General features: G+C 65.2%; 11 protein-coding genes and 1 tRNA gene. 5 read left to right on the top strand and 7 right to left on the bottom strand.

Annotated features, from left to right (window positions below):
* Window positions 1–16 precede the first annotated feature (16 nt).
* Window positions 17–93 (top strand) — tRNA-Met (locus tag BMX36_RS10910).
* 442 nt (window positions 94–535) lie between these two features.
* Here the strand turns inward: BMX36_RS10910 and BMX36_RS10905 are convergent.
* A complete protein-coding gene (locus BMX36_RS10905; protein WP_093065060.1) occupies window positions 536–2,323 on the bottom strand; it encodes a M14 family metallopeptidase in 1,788 nt (595 codons plus the stop codon).
* Window positions 2,324–2,336: 13 nt separating this feature from the next.
* On the bottom strand, window positions 2,337–4,436 hold the full coding sequence (locus tag BMX36_RS10900) for a TonB-dependent siderophore receptor (RefSeq protein ID WP_093065511.1): 2,100 nt from the start codon (window positions 4,434–4,436) through the stop codon (window positions 2,337–2,339).
* A gap of 215 nt (window positions 4,437–4,651) precedes the next feature.
* On the opposite strand from BMX36_RS10900, the gene BMX36_RS10895 reads away from it, so the two are divergent.
* From BMX36_RS10895 to BMX36_RS10885, 3 genes are read left to right on the top strand one after another with little or no spacing between them, the layout of a single operon-like run.
* A complete protein-coding gene (locus BMX36_RS10895; RefSeq protein WP_093065058.1) occupies window positions 4,652–5,389 on the top strand; it encodes an ABC transporter ATP-binding protein in 738 nt (245 codons plus the stop codon).
* Window positions 5,386–6,825 (top strand): ABC transporter permease, encoded by a 1,440-nt coding sequence (locus BMX36_RS10890; RefSeq protein ID WP_093065056.1) that lies wholly within the window; start codon window positions 5,386–5,388, stop codon window positions 6,823–6,825. Before BMX36_RS10895 ends, BMX36_RS10890 begins: the two co-directional genes overlap by 4 nt.
* On the top strand, window positions 6,822–8,072 hold the full coding sequence (locus BMX36_RS10885) for a DUF3526 domain-containing protein (RefSeq protein ID WP_093065054.1): 1,251 nt from the start codon (window positions 6,822–6,824) through the stop codon (window positions 8,070–8,072). Before BMX36_RS10890 ends, BMX36_RS10885 begins: the two co-directional genes overlap by 4 nt.
* A gap of 348 nt (window positions 8,073–8,420) precedes the next feature.
* Here BMX36_RS10885 and BMX36_RS10880 read toward each other — a convergent pair whose 3' ends face one another.
* From BMX36_RS10880 to BMX36_RS10870, 3 genes are all read right to left on the bottom strand, one after another.
* Window positions 8,421–8,828, bottom strand: coding sequence for a lipocalin-like domain-containing protein (locus tag BMX36_RS10880; protein ID WP_093065052.1), 408 nt, complete (start codon window positions 8,826–8,828; stop codon window positions 8,421–8,423).
* A gap of 71 nt (window positions 8,829–8,899) precedes the next feature.
* Window positions 8,900–10,336: an aldehyde dehydrogenase family protein gene (locus BMX36_RS10875; RefSeq protein ID WP_093065050.1), complete on the bottom strand. Its 1,437-nt coding sequence runs from the start codon at window positions 10,334–10,336 to the stop codon at window positions 8,900–8,902.
* A 43-nt stretch (window positions 10,337–10,379) separates the two neighbouring features.
* Complete coding sequence (locus BMX36_RS10870) at window positions 10,380–11,489, bottom strand: NAD(P)-dependent alcohol dehydrogenase (RefSeq protein WP_093065048.1); 1,110 nt, start codon at window positions 11,487–11,489, stop codon at window positions 10,380–10,382.
* 232 nt (window positions 11,490–11,721) lie between these two features.
* On the opposite strand from BMX36_RS10870, the gene BMX36_RS10865 reads away from it, so the two are divergent.
* Window positions 11,722–13,281 carry an acyl-CoA synthetase gene (locus BMX36_RS10865; RefSeq protein ID WP_093065047.1) on the top strand — a complete coding sequence of 520 codons (1,560 nt, stop codon included), beginning with the start codon at window positions 11,722–11,724 and terminating at the stop codon, window positions 13,279–13,281.
* 54 nt (window positions 13,282–13,335) lie between these two features.
* On the opposite strand, the gene BMX36_RS10860 is transcribed toward BMX36_RS10865, so the two are convergent.
* Complete coding sequence (locus BMX36_RS10860) at window positions 13,336–14,253, bottom strand: SMP-30/gluconolactonase/LRE family protein (protein ID WP_093065045.1); 918 nt, start codon at window positions 14,251–14,253, stop codon at window positions 13,336–13,338.
* Window positions 14,254–14,355: 102 nt separating this feature from the next.
* The gene (locus BMX36_RS10855; RefSeq protein ID WP_093065043.1) at window positions 14,356–14,751 is read right to left on the bottom strand and encodes a hypothetical protein; all 396 of its coding nucleotides are present in this window, start codon (window positions 14,749–14,751) and stop codon (window positions 14,356–14,358) included.
* Between the last annotated feature and the right edge of the window lie 106 nt (window positions 14,752–14,857).

Here is a 14,857-nt window from a genome sequence, read left to right as displayed (position 1 = left end):
GCTCAGCTAAAGGTGACGCGGGGTGGAGCAGCCCGGTAGCTCGTCAGGCTCATAACCTGAAGGTCACAGGTTCAAATCCTGTCCCCGCAACCACCGCCATAAAACCACAAACGCCGCCCCCAAAGGGCGGCGTTTTCGTTTGTCGCCAACACGATCCGGTCCGCCACCTCCGCCACCACCTCAAACCGCGCGACCCTGCGCGCCGTCGGCGTTAAACGCGACGCTCTCCATTAGCGTCGACCGGATTTCCGGGACTTTGCAGCGAGCTGTCTCGTTGTTCAGTGCCGCAAAGCTTGCCGACCTTCTCCTCGAAGAGGCACTGCAGGGCCAAGTGGGGTGGGATGATGACGTGTGGAGTGTTTGCCACTTGTTGCTAGCTTGGACTTCAACATCGCCTTCTCGGCTTCCGGTCTAACAAGAGCGTGACGAGCGTTGGACTGAGCACGCGCCTCAGCATGTCCGCTCCTATATCGTCTCGCCTCCGATGCCGCGGCGGGTTCGAGCTGGTGCCGTGAGCGGCCCCGTTGTGAGCGGATCAGAGCTCCCGGCGTACCGGATAGGTCCAGCGGAACGGATCGCGTTCGGCCGCCTGTTCTATTACCCAGGTGAGCCGCGCGTCGGGATCGGCCGCGAAACCAGCGTCGGCGGCCAGCTTTGCCTCGAAGGCGGCCTTAAGCTTGGGATCGCGGGTGAGCAACGCGTCGGCGGTGGGCGCCAGCACGAACGCCTCCGCGCCAGGCGCGGGGGACAGCATCTCTGGAAAGAAGCCCCAGGCGAGGAATGAATCCTGGCTCTCCGGTTCCAGCAGCGCGGCGGCAAGCAGGCCGAGCGGCTGATCATAGGGAATGCGGATCGTACCCGGTACCAGCGTTTCGCGGGTCTGCTCGTGCGCAAAACCCGATTTCAGCGCGGTTCGGCCGTCATTGGCAGGCTGAGGCACCGGATCGACCAGCCGCACGCGATCCAACTTCAGCGTGCGCGCTTCACCCAGCGTCTCAAACCGGATGCCGTGGAGCCGCAGGCGGTCGATCACCTCGGTCTGGGCGGCGGGCACCCACCAAGCGCGGGGCAGGCGCACGCTCTCAGTCGGCGTCTGGCCGATGATCGGCATGCGGAAGGTAATCGGCTTGGCAAGCCAGCGCTGCTCGTCGCGCCCGGTAACCGGCGAGCGATAGGTCTCGAACGCGACGCCCTTGAACTTTTCGACCCAGCCGATCGGCTCGGCAGCGGGCTTCCACTGCGTCAGCAGTTCGGCGGGGCGGCTGGCGCGATCTCTTACCTTGGCGGTTGCGATGCGGCCCGCATCGATGGCGGCAAGGCGCAGCGCTTCCTCCAGCAGCACATAGGTGCCGAGCACTCGCTGACGGTACGGCTTGAGCATATGGTTCTCGACCAGCACGGTCGGCACGCCGATGAAATCGCCATAACCGGTCGAATAGCGCGGCCCTTCGGGGGCATAGCGTATGCCCTTGGTGGGATCGCGCGTGTCGATCGGGCTGGGATAGATGGTCGGCACATGTCCGGCCTTCTCCAGTGCGGCGGTCACAGCGGGGCCGAAGCGGGTCTGTAGCCAGTCGGCCGTGGCGCGATGGCGGGCGTAGGTTCCCCAGCCCGCATAGGTGAAGGTCACGTCATATTGCATGTCGAAGCCGTCGCTGACGTGGCAATCGACATAGAGGATCGGGTCCAGCCGGCGCAGCAGCGTGATGATCGCGCGCGTTTCCGGCGCATCTGCCTTCGCATAATCCCGGTTAAGGTTGATGTTGCGGGCGTTGCGGACATAGCCCTTCTGCGCCGGGCCGCGCAGCGCGGGGAAGTTCCACGCGCTCATCCGCTCATGCCCGTCGATGTTGAGGATCGGGACGAAGACGAGGTCGACCTTGTCGAGGAGCGCATCCTTGCCGCGCATGACAATGTCGCGCAGCAGCATCAGCCCGGCGTCCTTGCCGTCGATCTCACCCGAATGGATGCCGGCCTGCACCAGGACGACCGGCTTGCCCGCGCCGCCCTTGCTGGCGCGCACGAAAACGAGGTCGCGCCCTTCGCCGGTCTTGCCGAACGTCTCCACGGTGACCAGCGGGGAAGCTGCGGCGAGCTTCTCCAGCCACGTGCGCACCTCCGTGTAGCGCGGCGTGGTGGCGAAGCCGGCGCGCTCGGCGGGGGTGCTCCACGGATCCGAAGCCGGGACGACCAGTCGTTCGCTGGCGCCGGACCACGGGAGGGCGGGGGGAAGCACGGCGGGGGACGGCTGCACGGATTGGGCAACGGCAGGAAGAGCGGCAAGCAGGACAAGGCCGGCCGCCGCCTTGGTGGTCAAACGCATGAGATCCCTCTTGTTAGAAAGTGGCGCGCAGGCCGATCGTCCCGGTGCGCGGGCTGCCCGGCTGCACCCAGAGCGGCGAGAAGCTGCTGGCATACCATTGCTCGTCGAACAGGTTGGTGACCGACCCGAACAGCTCCAGCCCATCGATCACGTCGACCTGCCCGAAGACGCGGGCCAAGGTATGGGACGGCAGCATGAAGGCGGTCCCGGTCTCGCCGCTTCGCTTCCCCACATATTGCACCCCGGCACCCAGGCTTGCCGCACGCGACCCGAAGGTGAAGTGCTTGATCGCCTGCACATTCAGATTGTGTTTCGGAATGTTGATGAGCGGATCGCCGGGTTCGATCAGGAAGGCGAAGTTCGGGTCCAGCACGCGGGACCGTGTCTCGGCATCAGTATAGGCATAGCTCAGCAGCACATCGACGTCGCCCGGCAGCTTGCCATTCAGGTCCAGTTCGACGCCGCGGCTGCGGGCCTTGCCGATCGCCACCGAGAAGCCGGAGTTGAGCGTGTCCGTGGCGAGGACATTGGACTTTTCGAGCTGGAACACCGCCAGCGTTCCGCTCAGGCGGCCCGCCAGCGTGGAAAGCTTCACGCCCGCTTCGATCGACTTGCTGGTTTCAGGCTCGAAGACGTTGCCGGCTGCATCGGCGCCGATGTTGCCGCGATAGCCCTCTCCATAAGCCGCGTAGAGTGACAGCGGATCGTTCAGTTCATAGACGATGCCGGCCTGCGGGCTGAACCGGCCCCGCCGACGGCGGCCCAGCGTGTTGTTCAGGCGGTTGTTCACGCGCAGGAGGAAATCGTCATAACGGCCACCGACGCGAACCTGCAGCCGATCGGTCAGGCTGATCTGATCCTGCACATAGATGCCCATGGTGCGCTGCGTATCGAGGCGGTCGAGGAAGCGCGTCAGCGACGGTGGGCTGGATCGGCCGTAGACCGGGTTCTGCAGGTCGATCGCATAGCCTGCCGCATCGCTGGTCGCCGCCGTGGTTACCGGGCCGCGATAGCGGGCGCTCAGCTGCGACGAGTCGAAGTAGTCGAAGTCGGCTCCGATCAGGACACGGTGGCGCAAGGTGCCCGTCTCGAACTGCCCGGCGAGCTCGGCACGCACCACGCTATGTTCCGATGAGAAGTCCCGCGAGCGACGCTGCCGCGACAGCGAACGGCCATCGATGAAAAGCTTCTGCCGTGCCCTCGCGGTCTCCGCTTCGGAGGCGAAGCCGCTCAGCGTCGTGTCACGATGGCTCGCTCCTAACAACAAGCTCCAGCGGTCACTGAAATCATGCTGCAGGCGCAGCTGGTGCCCGGTGGCACGCGCCACGATGTCGCCATCCCTCGGTTCTCCCAGAAAACGGGAGCGCGGCACCGTGTCAAAGTCGCCGTTCAGCACCACGATGCCGCGGTCGAACGGCACTTCTACCCGCGTCCATTCGAAATCGTAGGTGAGGCGCGTATTATCGCCGATGCCCAGGCCGATCGACGGCAGGAAGCCCCAGCGCTTCTGCTCCACCGTGTCGCGGAAGGTGTCGCCGCTTTCTGCATACCCGATCAGCCGGGCGGTGAGGTTGCCGGTCAGCGCGACATTGGCATCGCCCTCCGTCCGCACCGTATCGAAGCTGCGATACTGGAGCGACGCGGTGCCGAAGGTTCGGCCGAGTTCCGCCTGTTTGGTGACGAGGTTGATCGAACCACCCGGCTCGCCGCGCCCGAGCACGGCGGCCGCCGGTCCCTTCAACACCTCCACCCGCTCGATCCCGGCCACGTCGCGCTGCCCGCTGTAGCCGCGCCCGGCGTTGAAGCCGTTGACGAGGTATCCGCTGGGCAGGTTCTCGTCGCCGGCAAACCCTCGCACCGCGAAGCTGTCCCACAATCCGCCAAGCGTGTTTTGCCGTGAGATGGAGGCGTTCAAGTCCAGCGCGTCGGTGAGGCGGAGGATGTTGTTCTCCTCGATCACCGCCTCGTCGATTGTGGCGATCGCCTGCGGGATTTCCTTCAGCGCGAAGTCGCCGCGATAGGATTGGCGCACACCGGTGACGGTGATCGCCTCGCGCTCTTCCTCCGCCGGCGCTTCGGCTTCGATCTCCGCCGCGGCGGGTGAGCATGCCATGGCGATGGCAAGCGGCAGGGCGCTGGCGAGCGCCGCCGCGCGCACGGATAAACGCACGTGAGTTATTCCCCTTGAGACTGATCCCGACCCTTCGGCTGCGCGCGACAGGCCTGTTCATGTGCCTGATGACGAGATGTTGTAACAACGTCAATGATATGTTGTCTTATCCGCTGCGATGCGGCAGGTGGCGGCCCATAGCATCCGACGAGGTAGAGATGACGCCACCGCCCGCTCCGATCCTGATCGACGGCCTGACCCTGGCCTATGGCGATCATCGCGTGCTCGACGGCTTGTCGCTGCGGGTGCCCGCCGGCAGCATCACTGCGCTGCTTGGCGGCAATGGCGCGGGCAAGTCGACCACGCTGGCGACGCTGCTCGGCTTCGTGCGCGCGCAGTCCGGCACGGTGCTGGTGGACGGAGTGGATCCCGGCGCCGATCCGGACGGTGCGCGTCGGCGGATCGCCTATCTGCCGGAGAATGTCGCGCTGTACGAGCATCTGACCGCCGTCGAGAATGCCGACTATCTCCTGGCCCTGTCCGACGAGCGCAAGGATCGCCGTGTCATTACCGATGCACTGGCGGCGGCGGGGTTGCAGGACCGCGCCTGGGATCAGCGGCTCGGCGGATTTTCCAAGGGCATGCGGCAAAAGGTAGCGATCGCGGTAGCCCTGTTGCGCGAAGTGCCGGTGCTGTTGCTTGACGAGCCGACCTCTGGCCTAGATCCGCGCGCCACGGCCGATTTCAACGCGCTGGTCGCCGCAGTGCGCGATCGCGGCACCGCGGTGTTGATGGTGACGCACGACCTTCTCTCTGCCGCCGATGTCGCCGACCGGATCGGCTTTCTTGAGGCCGGTCGCATCGTCGAGGAGGTCGCCGCGAGCGGCGCGGAGCGGTTCGACGTGCGCGCGCTTCACGCCCGCTTCGTGGTAGCGACGGAGCGGCTCGCGGCATGAGCGTGACACGTCTTATCGCCCGCGACGAATTGCGCTTGATGCTGCGCAACCGGGTCGCGGTGATCGCCTTCGCGCTGCTGGTGCTGCTGACGCTCGTCGCCGTGCTCAGCTCCTGGTCGCACCAGCGCGCCAATGCCGATCTGCGCGCCCGTCACCAGCATGAGGCGCAGCACGCGTTCGACGCACAGCCCGATCGCCACCCGCACCGCGTGGTCCATTACGGCCATTTCATCTTCCGCCCGCTCGGCCCGCTCGCCGCCTTCGATCCCGGCGTCGATGCGTTCACCGGCAGCAGCATGTTTTTGGAGGGGCACCGGCAGAATACCGCCAATTTCGGTGACGTGCGGAAAAGCTCGCTTCTGGTCCGCTTTGGACAACTGACGCCAGCCTTCGTGCTTCAGGTGGTCGCGCCGTTGCTTCTGATCTTCCTCGGCTATGGCGCTCTGGCGCGGGAGACGGAGCGCGGCACGATGCGCGTCCTGATGCTGCAAGGGGCATCGCGGGGGCAGGTGGTACGCGGCAAGCTGCTGGCACTCGGCGCCGTCGCGCTGTTCGCGGGGCTGCCGGCGATGATCGGCTTCCTCGCCATTGCCGGCCAGCCCGGCGCGCTGGCGTTGCCGATGGTGGTGATCGCCCTCGGCTATGCGGCGTATCTCGCCCTTTGGGTGGTGCTGATTGTGCTCGTTTCGGCGCTGGTCCGCCGCAGCCGGGACGCGCTGCTGGCGCTGGTCGCGCTATGGGCCGTGGCGGTCGTGCTGCTGCCGCGCGTCGCGCCCGATGTGGCGAGCGCCGCGGTGCCGCTCCAGAACCGGCTTCAGACGGATGTCGCGATCGCGCGCGATCTGCGCCGCATGGGGGACAGCCACAATCCCGACGATCCGCACTTCGCCGCGTTCAAGCAATCGGTACTGGCCAAGTACGGCGTCACCCGCATTGAGGATCTGCCGCTCAACTACAAGGGCCTGCTCGGCATGGAAGGCGAGCGTCTGACGTCCGAGCTGTTCGACCAATACGCCCGGCAAAGCTACCACGCGCAGGACAGGCAGAATGCGCTGGTCGAGGCGGTCGGCATGCTGAGCCCGGCGATCGCACTCCGCTCGCTGTCGATGGCGGCGGCGGGCACCGATTTCACGGGCCATCGCCGCTTCTTGGAGCAGGCCGAAGCCTATCGCTACGCCTTGGTCCAGCGGCTCAACCGGATGCAGGCGGAGGCGGTCAGCTATGGCGACGACACCGCCACCGACGCCGATGCGGACCGGCGCAAGCGCGTGTCCGCCAGCAATTGGGGACGGATGCCCGACTTCGCCTATCAGGCGCCCAGCGGCGCCATGCTCGCCGCCGGCTCCCTGCCGGGGCTGGCCATCGTGCTCGGCTGGCTGGCCGTCGCCGCAGCGCTGCTCGCCCGGGCCGCGCGCAAGTTGGGAGAGGGCCGTTGAACCTCTGGAGCCACGAACTGCGCCTGCTGCTGCGCGCCCGCCTCACCGTTATCACGCTGGTCCTGTTGGCGGTTCTTTCGATTGCGGCGCTTGCCGCGGGCATGGCGGAAGTGTCGCGCCAGCGCGACGCGATCGCCGCCATTCCGGCTGCGCAGGCGGAGGATATCGGCGCCGTCGCCGACTATGTCGACCGGACCAAGGATGCGGGCAGCGCGGCCTATTACAGCTTCCATCCCACCTGGGACGCACCGTCGCCGCTCGCCTTTGCCGCACTCGGCATGCGCGACGTGTCGCCTTTCATCCTGCGCGTCCGGACGCTGGGGCTGGAGGCGCAGATCTATGATGGCGACACGTTCAACCCGGAACTGGCGCTGCCCGGCCGCTTCGATTTTGCCTTCGTGCTGGTGTTCCTGGCGCCGTTGTTCGTCATCGCGCTGTTTCACGATCTCGTCTCGGGCGAGCGCGAGGCGGGGCGGCTGCGTACGCTGACCGCGCTGCCGCGCGGCGGGGCGGGGCTGATGCGGCGGCGTACGTTGCTGCGGCTGACGATGCTATGGGCGGTGCTGGCGGTGCCGTTTGCCGTTGCCGCCATATCGTCCGGCGTGGGGGCGGGGGCGATCCTGCTGATCCTGCTCGTCATTGCCGCCTACCTCCTGTTCTGGATCGGTCTCGCCGCGCTGATCGGGCGGCTGCGCTGGACCTCGGTGGCCAACGCCGCGACGCTTGCCGCCTGCTGGCTGGTGCTGGTGCTGATCGCGCCGACGCTGGCGCATGTCGCGATCAACCGCGCGGTGCCGATCACGCAAGGGGCTGAGATCGCGCTGGCGCAGCGCGAACGCGTCAATCACGCCTGGGACATCCCGCGCGAGGAAACGATGCGGCGGTTCTATGCCAGTCATCCGCGCTGGGCCGGATCGGCGCCACTCGGGCCGGAATTCCACTACAAATGGTATCTCGCGTTTCACCAGAACGGCGATGAAAGCGTGGCGGCGCAGGTACATGCCTATCGCGCCGGGCTGGAGCGGCGCGATGCGGCGGCGCGGGCGCTCGGCTGGGTGCTGCCATCGGTCGGGGTGCAGGCGCTGCTCACCCGGCTGGCGGACACGGACCTGACGGCGCAGCTCGCCTATCAGGATCGCATCCGCAACTTCCACCGCCGCTTGCGCGAATTCTATTACGGTTATCTCTTCACCGATCGGCCGTTCGGGAAAGAGGATTTCGACCGCGCACCGGTGTTTGGGCGCTGAGGGACGGAGAGATGGGTTCGCTGAGGTCGCTGAGGTTGTTGTCGACAACAAACTTATGCAATCAGGCGACCTTGAGAGCTACAGCGGCTCAATCCTGCCCCTGCCATCATCGCCTTTCGCAACCATTGGTAGCATCCACGCGAAGGCGCTCTCGTGTCCAACACGACGCGCAGACGAACGCAGCACATCCCGCATGGGCCAATCCGCCGTCGACAGCGTCGCGCTTTCGGCGTCGCTTGATGCCCTTTTCTCAAAAGGACCTGTATGGTCGCAGCTGTCGTGGACCAGCGCTTTCCAATGCGGGCCAGAGCTGATGCGACCGACCATCTGAGCTCACCCCCAGCCTAATCATTTACCGGCAGGGACGCGTTTCCACCTTAGCCGCGTGACGTAGGTCTGGCCGGATTTTGACACCTCGGGCTCGGTGACGAGCTCGATCGTATCGTCGTCCACCGGGACGATCAGCCGAACGAAGCGTGTGCCCACCCGCGTCGGCTGGGAGGCGAAGAGGATGTCGTGCATCACCCGGTCGCCTTCACGTTGCCAAGAGCCGGCATAGGAAAAGAACTGGGTAAAGCTGTCGGCGCGCGGATCGCCCGCAGCAGCCCAGTCAGGATCCATCAGGAACGCCGACATGCGGCCGTCATCGGTATATTGCAGCTGCCCGGCAGGCGGATCGCCGAAGGTGCTTCTTTCCTTGTCGCCTCTCTGGCTCACGCAGGAAATGAGCGTCCAGGTGCCGAGCAGTTCGGTCATAGCATTCCTTGGCCAGGAGGCGGTGTGCGGACAACCCGGTACGGGGCGCCCGCGCACCTCTGTTTCGCAGGTTAGGCGGGGACGGCTTCCTTGCGCTTCTTGCGAACGATCGTCTGCGCGTTGGTATATTCCAGCAGGCCTTCGATCCCGCCTTCGACGCCGACGCCGGACTGTTTCATGCCGCCGAACGCTGCCATGGGCGACAGATGCTGCGTCTCGTTGACCCACACGGTGCCGCTGGCGATGCGCTGGGCGATCTCGAACGCCTTGTCCTCGTCATTGCCCCAGACGGAGCCGCCTAGGCCATAGTCAGTCGCGTTCGCGCGGGCGACCACGTCATCCAGGTCATCGAACTTCAGGAGCGGCAGAACGGGGCCGAACTGCTCCTCCTGCACGATCCGCGCATCCTCAGGCGGATTGTCGAGGATCGTCACCGGCACGAAATAGCCCGGCACCTCGGCCTTCTCGCCACCCACCAGGAACTTGTAGCCCTTGTCCTTGGCGTCCTGGATCAGCTCCAGCACGCGGGCATATTGCTGCTTGTTGTTGATCGGGCCGATCTGCGTGCCCTGCTCCGATCCGTCGCCCACCTTCACGGTCTTGGCATAGGCGACCAGCGCGTCGCGCAGCTGATCGTAGATGTCCTCGTGAACATACATGCGCTTGGTGGCGATGCAGATCTGGCCATTGTTCCGGAAGGCCGCCCAGAACAGCTCCTCCGCCACCTTCTCGACATCCACGTCGGGCATCACGATCGCTGCGTCGTTCCCGCCCAGCTCGAGCGTCACGCGCTTCAGCGTCGGCGCGGCGGACTGCATCACGCGCTTGCCGGTCGCGGTTGATCCGGTGAAGCTGATCTTGTCGAAACCCGGATGGCTCGTCATCCAGGGGCCGAGATCGTCACCGCCGGTGATGACATTGAGCACGCCCGGCGGCAGAAGCTCAGCGGCGAGCTCACCGAATTTCAGCGTCGACAACGGCGTAAAGGGCGACGGCTTCAGTACCATCGTATTGCCGGCGAGCAGCGCGGGGCCGACCTTGAACATCGCCAGGATCATCGGGAAATTCCACGGCGCGATGCCACCGACCACCCCAAGCGGTACATGACGCGTCTCGCTGTACCGCTCTTCCGAATCCTCATTCACGGTAACGGGCAGGTCGAGCTGGGACGCAGCCATCAGCCAATATCCGGCGCCCATCACCTCGCCCTGCGATTCCGTGTGCGGCTTGCCCTGCTCCTTGGTCAGCAGGCGCATCAGCGGATCGGCATTCGCCATGATTGCCTGTCCGAGTGCCGCCAGCTTTGCCTTGCGTTCCCCGATCGGCGTCGCGGCCCATCCGGGGAACGCCTTGCGCGCAGCCGCGATCGCCTTGTCCAGATCCTCGCGCGTTGCGTCCGGCACGCTGGCAATCACTTCCTCGTTCGCCGGATTGACCACGTCGAGCGTCGCGGCGCCGGTTACCAGCTCGCCGCCGATCAACATGCGATAGTCGCTATCGAAGTTCATTGCCTCACTCTCCCGATTCTGATTGCTTGCCGCATAACAGAAGTTACGGGATCAGCACCACCTTGATGCAATCGCCCCGTGCCTGCGCCGAAATGGCCTCGTTGATCTCGCTGAGGCAATAGGTTTGCACCAGCCGATCGAACGGGAAGCGCCCGGCCGCATGATGCGCGATCAGCTCTGGAATGAAGCCCTGCTGGTCGCTGTCACCTTCGATGATGCCATAGATCCGGTGGCCCGGTGTCATCAGCGCGCTGATGTTGACCGAGATGGATGCGCCGGACTCGCGTGGAACGCCGACCAGCCCGATAGCCCCGTGACTGCCAAGCGACGCCATACCTGCCTCGATCACCGCCACATTGCCCGTGGTGTCAAAGGCGAAATCAACTCCTTCCGGCACGATGGTGCGGATCGCAGTTGCCAGATCCCCGTCGTTCGGGTCGATCACATGGGTTGCGCCCAGTTCCGCGCCGATGCTCCGACGGTTCGCCATCGGCTCCACCAGGATGATCGCAGCACAACCGCGTAGCTTCGCGGCCATTACGGCGGCGAGCCCGACGGGGCCCCCGCCAAACACGACTAGGCTGGACCCGGCAGGGCAGGCAAAGGTGCGCATGATCGCCCCGGCGCCCGTCTGAAACCCGCAAGCAAGCGTTCCCAGCACCTCCAGCGGCGCGGCGCTATTCTCCACCTTCACCAAGTTGCGCGCCCGGGTGATCGCGTGGGTCGCAAAGGTGGATTGTCCGAAGAAGTGTGAGGCAACCGCAGTATCGCCATTCGCATATGCCTGCGACCCGTCCGTCACGCGCATGCCGGCATAGTTGAGCGGAACGAAGTTGCGGCAGTAGCTCGGCAAGCCCTCTTCGCAACGTGGGCAGGTGCCGCAGCTAGAGAAGCCGATGATCACCTGGTCGCCAACGGTAAAGCCCTCTACCTCCTCACCGATCGCCTCGATCACCCCGGCGCCCTCGTGGCCGAAGACGGCGGGGAAGGGATAGGTCGCGATCTGATCGCGGAAGACGAGATCGGTGTGGCACAATCCAACCCCTGCTACCTTGACCAGGACCTCGCCCGCCCGCGGCTGCTGCACAGACAGCTCCTCCAGGACGAAATCGGCATGTGGGCCATGCGCGACGGCGGCGGTGCAGGTTGTCATGTTTGATCTCTCCGCTCTTTTTCGCGGCGGAGCCTAAGGGCTTGACCACCAATTTCAAACAATCGCCGCTGCATGACCGCCTCCGGCATTTCGCGGCCATGAACAGCCGGCCCGCGGCCCTCAATACAACCGGTGCAACGGCCGACTATCCGCGTGCCGGAAAATAGAACATGATAGCTTTTCAGAAGAGCCGGCGACCTGGGGATCGACCGGCGAGAGGAGAGGGCCAATCATGCTGGTGGGAGATATTCCTGCCACTGCCGCGCATCATGCGCCCGATGTCGTGGCGGTGCAATTCCAGGATCAAGCGATGACCTACAGCCAGCTGCGCGATCGCTGCTGGCGACTGTCGAATGCGCTGCTCGGGATCGCTGCGCCCGGCGACCGGGTAGCGATCCTGGCCGAGAACTGCCCTGAATATGCTTTATGCTATTATGGGGTGCCGGGCGCCGGTATGGCGCTCACCTTCCTCAATTATCGGCTGAGCCCGGCAGAGCTTGCCTATATCATCGGCAATGCGGAGCCGACCGTGCTGATCGTTGAGGACAAGTTCATGGGCGCGATCGAGGCGATCCGCGACCGCATCGATGTGCGTACCATCATCAGCATCGGGGCGCCTGTCCCTGGTTCACTCGCGTTCGAAACCTTGCTCGCTTCAGGGCAACCAGAAGCGCCGGAGGTGGCCGTCGACGACGATGATCTTGCCTGGCTGCTCTACACCTCTGGCACGACGGGGCTGCCGAAAGGCGCGATGCTCAGCCACCGCAACGTGCTTGGCGCGGTCATGAACGCGCTCGTCAGCTGGGACCGGGATGACGGGGAGGTGGCGAAGCCCGTCTATATGCTCACCTTCCCGATGTACCATGTCGCCGGCTATGCGCTGCTGATCCAGCACCTGCGCGGCCAAGCCGTGGTGCTGATGCAGAACTTCGATCCCGAGACCCTGTTCGCGACGATCGAGCGTCATGGCGTCACGGCGACATCGGCCGCACCCACGATGATTGCCATGCTGCTCGATCATCCCTCGATGAGCCGTTACGATCTCTCCTCGCTGCGCAACATGGGCTATGGCGCGTCGGCGATGCCCGCCGCGGTGCTGCTGCGTGCCCGGGAGCGATGGCCCAACGTGCGCTTCGCAACCGGCTTCGGCATGACCGAACTTGCCGGCAACGTCATGGTGCTGACGGCGGAGGAACATGATCGCGCGCTCGACGACGGGCTGCCGATTCTGAACTCGGTCGGGCGGCAGATGCTGCTCTCGCAAGTGCGCGTGGTGACGGAGGATGGCCGGGATGCGCCGCCCGGCACGGAGGGCGAGATCCTGGTGCGTGGCGACCAGGTGCTCTCGGGTTATTGGCGCAACGCGGAGGCGACGGCAAAGGCGTTCACGGGCCCATGGTTCCACACCGGCGATGTCGGTCGCTGGAACGACGACGGATATCTGTGGATCGTCGACCGCAAGAAGGACATGATCGTCTCTGGCGGCGAGAACATCTATCCGCGCGAGGTGGAGGAAGTGCTTTACCGACATCGCGCGATCCGCGAGGCGGCGGTGATCGGCGCGGAGGATCCGACCTGGGGCGAGCAGGTGGTAGCGGTCGTCTCCTGCCGTCTTGGCGAGACGACCAGTGCAGCCGACCTCATCGGTTTTTGCCGCGAACATATCGCCAGCTACAAGAAACCGCGCGCAATTGTGTTCGTCGACGAACTGCCGAAGAATGCCTCGGGCAAGGTGCTGAAGCGCGAGCTGCGGGAGCGGCTTGCCACTGGCGAACTGGTGCTCGAAAGATAGTCTGGTCGCCTATTGCTGATGGGCCGGCGGACAGCGTATCCGCCAGCGCAGCTTTCAGGCGTTAAAGGCGAGTTTCAGGCCCGGACGGGGCCAGCGCGCTTTGAAGAGCCTGCCGGAGCCGGAGCAGGTGATCCAGGCGGTGCGCATGTCGTCCCCGCCAAAGCAGATGTTGGTGGTGATCGGATCGGGGAAGGCGAAATGCTCCCATGAGCCATCGGCCGGGTCAAAGGCCGTGATCCCGCCGTTCACGATCGTGGCGACGCAGACATGGCCGTCCGCTTCCACTGCGAGGCTGTCGAAGAGCTGGTAACCAGGGAGCGGTCCGTACACCTTGCCCGCTGCCCACCTGTCGTGCGGCGTTGTCAGACGGCCCGGACCGGCAATATCGAACGCCCACAGGCGGCCGGTGGTCGTCTCCGCGACATAGAGCGTCTTGCCGTCGGGCGCGAGGCCAACGCCGTTGGGAGTCACCATGCCCTCGCGGACCCGCACGATCTGCGAGCCGTCCGGCCGAGCGTAAAGCAAATGACCAACCTGTGTCGTGTCGCCGTTGCTCTTGCCCAGATCGGTGAACCAGAAGCCGCCTTCGTGATCGAACACCAGATCGTTCGGCCCGCGCAGGGCACGGCCGTCGCACGAAGTATAAAGTGTGGTGACGTTGCCGGTAGCAAGGTCAACGCGCTGGATCGACCCGCTCTCGTAATCCGCCGGCGTGCCGTGCGGCGCGAGCATGCCGTCCTCGCGCTCGATCCACTCGAAACCGCCATTGTTGCAGACATAGACGGCGCGATCCGGCCCGATCGCAGCGCCGTTCGGGCCGCCACCAAGCTGGGCAATCACGTCAGTGGTGCCATCGCGGCGCACCCGTGTGAGCGTCTGTCGCTTGATCTCGACCAGCAGGACCGAGCCGTCCGCCATGGCGATCGGGCCTTCAGGAAACAGCAACCCTTCCGCTACGACCTCTATGTCCACTGCTTCTCTCCTCTCGATGCGCCTTCGTTCGTGCGAGGCGCTGCTGATCATCGGTGAGCAAAGGTCAGAAAGCTTGTAGCGGCGTCAAGATCGGTTGTCCGATCAGTTGTTGCATGATCCGGCAGCGATGCTGGTAATTTTCGGCGCCGGTGCACATCCGCAGCGATGGAGGTCGTGAACCAGCATCTCGCCAGTCGCAATGACCGCGAACGTGCGCTCGTCAACGTAACGCACGGGCTCTCCATCGGGCAGCGATGCTCGGCTCGCGCCCCGGTACAGGCTTGTGTCGCCCTCACCGTGGGTGGTGAAGACCGGACGATGCTCGATCACGTAGCGCGGCATGCCGCCGCGCCCGGTGCAACGGTGCCGCGCGATCTCTTCGATCATCGGCCGATCCCCCGTCGAAAGCGCGTCGGGGGAGAAGAGCGAAACGTCTCTCCGCAGAAAGAGGAGCATGATGTCATGATGTGCCTGCCACTTGTCGAGGTCGGCGCGCATGGCCGCGCACCGGAAGGTCGATCGATTTACCCCGGGCTCAGCCAGTTACGTCGGGTGAGCCGGGGCTAGAGGCGTGCGGCCAATTGGCCGGCGTGATGGCGGAACC

Origin of the sequence: Sphingomonas sp. OV641, from assembly GCF_900109205.1 — a bacterium.
Taxonomy (GTDB): Bacteria; Pseudomonadota; Alphaproteobacteria; order Sphingomonadales; family Sphingomonadaceae; genus Sphingomonas.
Note: the sequence above shows the minus strand (reverse complement) of the source record. Positions and strands in the feature narration are given on the sequence as shown.

Excerpts from the sequence above, each read along its gene's own strand:
- BMX36_RS10870 (WP_093065048.1), bottom strand. The coding sequence starts at position 11,489 with ATGACAACCTGCACCGCCGCCGTCGCGCATGGCCCACATGCCGATTTC.
- BMX36_RS10875 (WP_093065050.1), bottom strand. The coding sequence starts at position 10,336 with ATGAACTTCGATAGCGACTATCGCATGTTGATCGGCGGCGAGCTGGTA.
- BMX36_RS10895 (WP_093065058.1), top strand. The coding sequence starts at position 4,652 with ATGACGCCACCGCCCGCTCCGATCCTGATCGACGGCCTGACCCTGGCC.
- BMX36_RS10880 (WP_093065052.1), bottom strand. The coding sequence starts at position 8,828 with ATGACCGAACTGCTCGGCACCTGGACGCTCATTTCCTGCGTGAGCCAG.
- BMX36_RS10865 (WP_093065047.1), top strand. The coding sequence starts at position 11,722 with ATGCTGGTGGGAGATATTCCTGCCACTGCCGCGCATCATGCGCCCGAT.
- BMX36_RS10900 (WP_093065511.1), bottom strand. The coding sequence starts at position 4,436 with ATGGCATGCTCACCCGCCGCGGCGGAGATCGAAGCCGAAGCGCCGGCG.
- BMX36_RS10855 (WP_093065043.1), bottom strand. The coding sequence starts at position 14,751 with ATGCGCGCCGACCTCGACAAGTGGCAGGCACATCATGACATCATGCTC.
- BMX36_RS10890 (WP_093065056.1), top strand. The coding sequence starts at position 5,386 with ATGAGCGTGACACGTCTTATCGCCCGCGACGAATTGCGCTTGATGCTG.
- BMX36_RS10905 (WP_093065060.1), bottom strand. The coding sequence starts at position 2,323 with ATGCGTTTGACCACCAAGGCGGCGGCCGGCCTTGTCCTGCTTGCCGCT.